Annotated in this window: 6 protein-coding genes; 5 read left to right on the forward strand and 1 reads right to left on the reverse strand. The window is 33.3% G+C overall.

Features of this window, described 5'->3' with window-relative positions; genetic code table 11:
* Positions 1–298: 298 nt before the first annotated feature.
* Positions 299–838 carry a hypothetical protein gene (locus RSTT_RS05740; RefSeq protein WP_096526029.1) on the reverse strand — a complete coding sequence of 180 codons (540 nt, stop codon included), beginning with the start codon at positions 836–838 and terminating at the stop codon, positions 299–301.
* Between the two features lie 534 nt (positions 839–1,372).
* On the opposite strand from RSTT_RS05740, the gene RSTT_RS05745 reads away from it, so the two are divergent.
* The 5 genes from RSTT_RS05745 (at position 1,373) to RSTT_RS05765 (ending at position 4,425) form a co-directional block, all read left to right on the forward strand.
* Complete coding sequence (locus tag RSTT_RS05745) at positions 1,373–2,071, forward strand: hypothetical protein (RefSeq protein WP_096526030.1); 699 nt, start codon at positions 1,373–1,375, stop codon at positions 2,069–2,071.
* Positions 2,072–2,313: 242 nt separating this feature from the next.
* Positions 2,314–2,706, forward strand: coding sequence for a hypothetical protein (locus tag RSTT_RS05750; protein ID WP_096526031.1), 393 nt, complete (start codon positions 2,314–2,316; stop codon positions 2,704–2,706).
* Positions 2,707–2,816: 110 nt separating this feature from the next.
* Positions 2,817–3,095, forward strand: coding sequence for a hypothetical protein (locus RSTT_RS05755; protein WP_149030066.1), 279 nt, complete (start codon positions 2,817–2,819; stop codon positions 3,093–3,095).
* A 559-nt stretch (positions 3,096–3,654) separates the two neighbouring features.
* Positions 3,655–3,903 carry a hypothetical protein gene (locus RSTT_RS05760; RefSeq protein WP_096526033.1) on the forward strand — a complete coding sequence of 83 codons (249 nt, stop codon included), beginning with the start codon at positions 3,655–3,657 and terminating at the stop codon, positions 3,901–3,903.
* 75 nt (positions 3,904–3,978) lie between these two features.
* Complete coding sequence (locus RSTT_RS05765; protein ID WP_096526034.1) at positions 3,979–4,425, forward strand: hypothetical protein; 447 nt, start codon at positions 3,979–3,981, stop codon at positions 4,423–4,425.
* Positions 4,426–5,518: the final 1,093 nt, after the last annotated feature.

The raw sequence follows: 5,518 nt of genomic DNA on the forward strand, positions 1-5,518 counted from the left end.
AAATGTGGAAAAAAAACTTATGTTTTAAAATGTAAAAGATTGGTAAAAAAATATTGGAAAGTCTCTAAAAGGCGATAACTGATTGTCTAATACTAGTACTTGAAAAACGCAATAAAATGCGTTCCAGTCTGTCTTTAAAAAGCTCAAGTCTAAAAGTAAAAATAGTCATATCAAACGTTGTCTGAAATCTTGTCTTTAAAAATCTCATGACCTTAAACCGCCGATGCTGGTTTTGGATAGCAGAGGTTTACCGTTAGTCTATACGTCCGTCCGTTATTGGATTTTATACCCGAAATATTTAAATACCGCATAACTTCAATAAAAACTCTTTAACAGCTGGGACGGCACAATACGTTGACCATGCGGTCATCCCAAACATACCAGCCAAAGATAAATTTGACACCCCTTTCTTTTCGGCATATATTGCGAAAGATGCTAAAACTAAAGGCTGGATAAACGAGCTAGCCGTTATGATGCTCAATCCCAGTAAGGAGTGCGTTCCTGTTACCAGCAATGATGGGAACACTATAAAAAGACCATCAACTACTTGAATTAACACCTTGCCGGCAAGAAAAGAAAGAGCAAACTGAGATACGATAGGACACACCATCGTTACTTTCTCGAACGTGCTGGGTTGGTCGTAAATCTGGGAATATCCGTCTGGGTCTGGTGGTGGAGTTGGTGAAGGACTAGGTTCAATGTCATACTTAGTCTTTTCTGGGGCTGCAGATTTTTGAACAAATGTCTGGTTTGTTTGTTGGTATGGTAGTCCAGCCACATTCTTTCCGCACCCAGTTATCGTTGCTGTTATTATAAGCATGGCAATCAGTTTATTCATTTTAATGCCTTCAATTTTATTTCAAATAATCTGACGAATATACTACAATAGTATATATATTCTGAGGACTGAATGCTATCTACGAACATTGACAGCATAGTGCCGGTGTGGTAGTCTTTGAGATGTATGGTATATTCCATCTCTTTTTTGATGTAAGTTAGTGACATCTCTACATTCCCAGTACAGTCAAAAAGTACCATACAATAAAAAAGCCTTAAAAAAAAGAGCCGTTAAAAGGCTCAAAAAAATGGATTTCAATAGAAATCCTGCCATTGGTGCTTAACTTGATATACATATATGTCAGATGGGTTCAAAAAGAGCCTTAAAAAGTTATAAAATAATAATTGCTTCTTTAATCGTTTTCAGCTGAAAACGAAACAGTATAAACTTGATATACTATATGCTAGCTGGTCAAAAATAAAATGAAAAAAATTCAGCTAAAAAAATAGACCCGAATAAAACTTATCTGCTTCGTTATACAAACTTGCCTTAAGATACACACAAAAAAATATCTGGACAGTGTAAAGAAAAAAAATGAAATTTAAAAAAGTTATATGCGTATATTTAACGCTTGTTCTGTTTTTGACAGGATGCGGAAATCTTAAAAGCCAGATAAGAGGCAATCAGAATACTGACGCTTCTGCCGACCAGCCGACAGACAATATTATAAAAAGCGATAATAATGGAATAATTGAAAAAGAGGAAACAAAAGAACTTGACGATAAATTAATTGGATTAGATGCTAATGGTAATGGCAGTTCATCGCAAGGTGAAAATACAGAGAAGGAAACTCCCAGCGAAGAACCAGAGTTGAGGTGGCAGGATAAGGCGAAAAAGTATGCTGACGATGCTGTACACTTTTTGTGTGAACATAAAGAGCAGGTATATTTTGTAGGTATAGTAGTTATTTACTTGTTATGGAAAGAACGGCTATTCCAGCAACAAAATCACCAAGACCAGATGCAGTGGCATTTAGCACAGATACAGCAGCAGCTACAGCAAGCCCAAGACCAGATACAACAAATGCCAGTCCAAGACCAGATACAGTACCTACAGCAATTGCAAAACCATTTCTTACAGGCTCAATTCAATTTACAGCAACTAAATCAAGACCCAAACCTGATACAACAATTTCAGCAAGTCCAAGACCAAATCCAGAACGGGATAGGACAATTGCAAGCCCAAGTTCAACAACAAATACAACCACAACTAGCCCAACTACAACTAGGCTAAACCCATCTACCAATTCAGTATAATTGACATAGAATGCGAAGCATAAGAGGAGCGAAGCTCCGTGCTTGTCTTTCCTCTCTTAAAAGCCTTCCTTTAAAAAAAAGCTCAAATCTAAAAGTAAAGATAGTCATATCAAACATTGTCTAAAATCTTGTCTTTATCTTTAAAAAAAAGTTGTGATAAAATATTAATTAGCCTAAGGATATTAAGTGAAATAAAAAATAAAAAAGAATCTGATTACTATGAAAACAATATGCGTGTGTCTTATAACTTTTATGTTGATGACTGTTCTTTGCAGTGGTTGTTATAAAAATAAGGTTAATGCGATTAGCGATAAAAACGTTGACAAAACATATAAATCGCTTGATAATGTTAAAAATAATAGCGATGCTTGCGAGTTTAAAAATATAGATTATTCTCAACTAGTTAATCCTAATTTGTTACGGAAAGAGGATGTGATGTATGCTGTCTCTTTCGGATTTGTTATGTTCATAACTTTAATTTGCATAGATATGCTTGGTCATAATCACGACCTTAATCTCAACGCTGCAATAGATGAGGCTATTGACTTTTATTTGCAAAGACTGGCGGATAATGGTATTGATGGTAATGCCATAATTGATGAGTTTGTTTAGAAGTTAAAAGGCTTTAAAAATAATTAATAAAAAAGTTGTTAAAAAAGATTAAATGCGGATATGTCTGTAATGAAATTTAAAAAATATTTGTGATATTAAAAGGGAAACAAATGATGAGAATGATACTTATTTTGGCAATGATGATATGTTTTACGATGAACACAAAAGCGGAGATCAATGCCGAACCAAAAACTGCCGAAGCTATAACTATAGAGACATTGCATTCAATAGAAAAATCTCAGTCTCAAATAGCAAGGGAAGTTTCGTCATTGGCTGAATGTAATAAAGTAAGTATTGAATGGAATAAAGTAGGTACTATAGTTTTAATTGTTTCTGTTTCCTTTAATATAATTCTAAACTTAGCATTATTGCTATCACGAAGTTCTTAGGATTAGTATGTCAAAAAACAGTGAGTATAAAACTGAGCTGATGCTGGCTTTGTAAATCTACTCGGTGAATTTAGTAAATTAATTAATGATTGCAATGTGTTTATTTTTAATATTATTAGTATTATTGGGTTATAAAGGACTGGCGAAAGGTATTTTTTTATTTGGAGTGATTGGTATTATTTTGCTTGTTGTATTGCTTGCCTTTGTTGGTAAGTAGTATTGGAATTAAAAAATGAGAAAATGATTATTAGTTTATTGACTGTGTGCTTGTCTGGTTGTCATAGGTAGGCGATAACAGTGCTAATGTAGAGTTAATGATAACACAAATTCTAAAAAAAATAAAAATGATACTCAAGATTATTTATTAGATATGTTAAATTAGATTTAATGATTTTAAAAATAGTTATGGATTATAAAGCTTTAGAAAATTGCAGACGATATAAAAACTATGATATTAAATAGGAATTATGCAAACTGAATTTATATTATGTGTATGCTAAGGAAAGTATTGATATATGTGCTTATCGTGCTGAACAATCTAAAGCCTATAGAGGTTAATATGAAAAAAATGATTATGTCTTTAATGTGTTTATTGTTGCTTACTAATGTTGCTTTTGCGAATAATCCTCCTGATAATAATCCTCCTGATAATAAAAATATTTATAATAATATTTATAATGCTGAGCGTCTTAATGCTGTCGCTCAATTAAATCAGCACCGGCTGCCGCCTGTAGAAATTATTAACAACGGTGAGCCTTTTTGGCAACGGTTTTTGCGCCTGTTTATTGTATACTTTTTGGGTAATTAATAATATCGTGCCTGTTAAAGGTTGTGTACATTAAAATAAATAAACGTGTGAGGTATGATAGATTAGGAGCAAAAAATGAAGAAAATGTTTGCTGTTTTATTAGTAATGGCTAGTTTTCTTGACTTAGTAAGTGCGGCTGAGTGTGTCGTTAAGGGCAGTACTAAATATTTTAGGAATAATTGTTATTGCACGGCGGGCACAAATGATAGATGCGTTTGGGATATGTGTGTAGCTGGAGCAAATGAAAGGGGTTTAAAAACAGTCTATTCAAATTTTACTTCTCCTGATTGTCCTATTTGTGAACCAGATTCCCGCCCCCTTATCTCTAGCTACAAAGATGTTATGCGATACGGGTCTTTGATAGGTGTTGCAGGTGCTGCTATGAAGATTTCTATGGCTGCTATGAAGCTTTCTATGTATTGTGCTAAAGCTTCTTTCAGGCTTGGTTGGTATGCTGCAGGTGCTGTTTGTCCGCCTTTAAAGGGTCTATATATTACCTATTATAACATTGACCAATCATAAGAATAAGAATAAAAAAAGGAGTAAACAAAAATACTATTCCCCTAGACAGTATTGATGTCGACTGTTGTTTAAAAAAAATGTTTAGCAGAGATTGGAAAAGATGATATTGTAAAAAAATAGAATGAATAATAAAAAATAAAATGTTATAATAGTAATGTTAAATAATTCACATTATTTAACCTCCAAAATTACTTTAAACGGTAAAGCATAAAGCAAGTATTTGTTGAAAGCCTATACTTGCTTTTTTGCTTGTGCGTATGTATAATTTTGATGTTATGTAGTACCTTTAGGCTTTCTGTGCTATGTAATGCCGAAAAGTAGTTATAAGGCGAGTGTCAACCTAAGTCGGAGACTGTTGAATAATGCAGGCTTCTTAGGCTCTGGCGGATAGGCTCTAAAGATTGGTCAACGTTCGTAAAAATTAAGGTTGTAATTACAAAAGAGAAAATATCTTTCTCTTTTAGTTTTCTCTTTCTGCCAAAAAGTAATTATATAATACCTTGCCGTTGCCTTGTCTTTAATAAAAACTAAAAACAAAAGTAAAAATAGCCATATCAAACATTGTCTAAAATCTTGTCTTTAAAAAAAATAATGAAAAAATCTGTTGTCGTTTACGTTCTCTGGAACACCCTTGAGGCTGTCCAGTAGAAGTAGCGGTATTCCCGCTTATTTATTGTCTTGTCTTTAAAATCTATTCTGTGTACTTTTAAAACCCAAAAAACAATTAAAAATTGTAAAAACTGCGTTAAAGGCGCGCTGTAGCCTCAAATAACGCAAAACAGACGTTCTCTGGCATAATAAAGCCAAAAAACGTCTTAAAATGTCAAAATATGCCAATATTGTGCCAAAATAAGGCATTATCACATAATCTAAAGCCTTAAATAAAATAAATTAAAAAAATAAAAAAAGGCTAAATGACTGTGATAAGCCTTGAAAAGCTTGTAAAAGCTAAAAAAACGGATGTAAATCCGTTAGACGGACTGCAAGTCCGTTAAAAAGAGCTGGCTAAAACTAAAGCCAGCGATAAAGCGTGCGTATAAAGACTTGAATTGTATTAGCACGCTGTCCACATCGTTTTTGATTGTTGTGAAAA

It is taken from the genome of Candidatus Endomicrobiellum trichonymphae (assembly GCF_002355835.1).
Classification (GTDB): Bacteria; Elusimicrobiota; Endomicrobiia; order Endomicrobiales; family Endomicrobiaceae; genus Endomicrobiellum; species Endomicrobiellum trichonymphae.

Bases quoted from the DNA above. Each gene is read 5' to 3' on its own strand.
- RSTT_RS05740 (WP_096526029.1), bottom strand. From the start codon at position 838: ATGAATAAACTGATTGCCATGCTTATAATAACAGCAACGATAACTGGG.
- RSTT_RS05745 (WP_096526030.1), top strand. From the start codon at position 1,373: ATGAAATTTAAAAAAGTTATATGCGTATATTTAACGCTTGTTCTGTTT.
- RSTT_RS05750 (WP_096526031.1), top strand. From the start codon at position 2,314: ATGAAAACAATATGCGTGTGTCTTATAACTTTTATGTTGATGACTGTT.
- RSTT_RS05755 (WP_149030066.1), top strand. From the start codon at position 2,817: ATGATGAGAATGATACTTATTTTGGCAATGATGATATGTTTTACGATG.
- RSTT_RS05760 (WP_096526033.1), top strand. From the start codon at position 3,655: ATGAAAAAAATGATTATGTCTTTAATGTGTTTATTGTTGCTTACTAAT.
- RSTT_RS05765 (WP_096526034.1), top strand. From the start codon at position 3,979: ATGAAGAAAATGTTTGCTGTTTTATTAGTAATGGCTAGTTTTCTTGAC.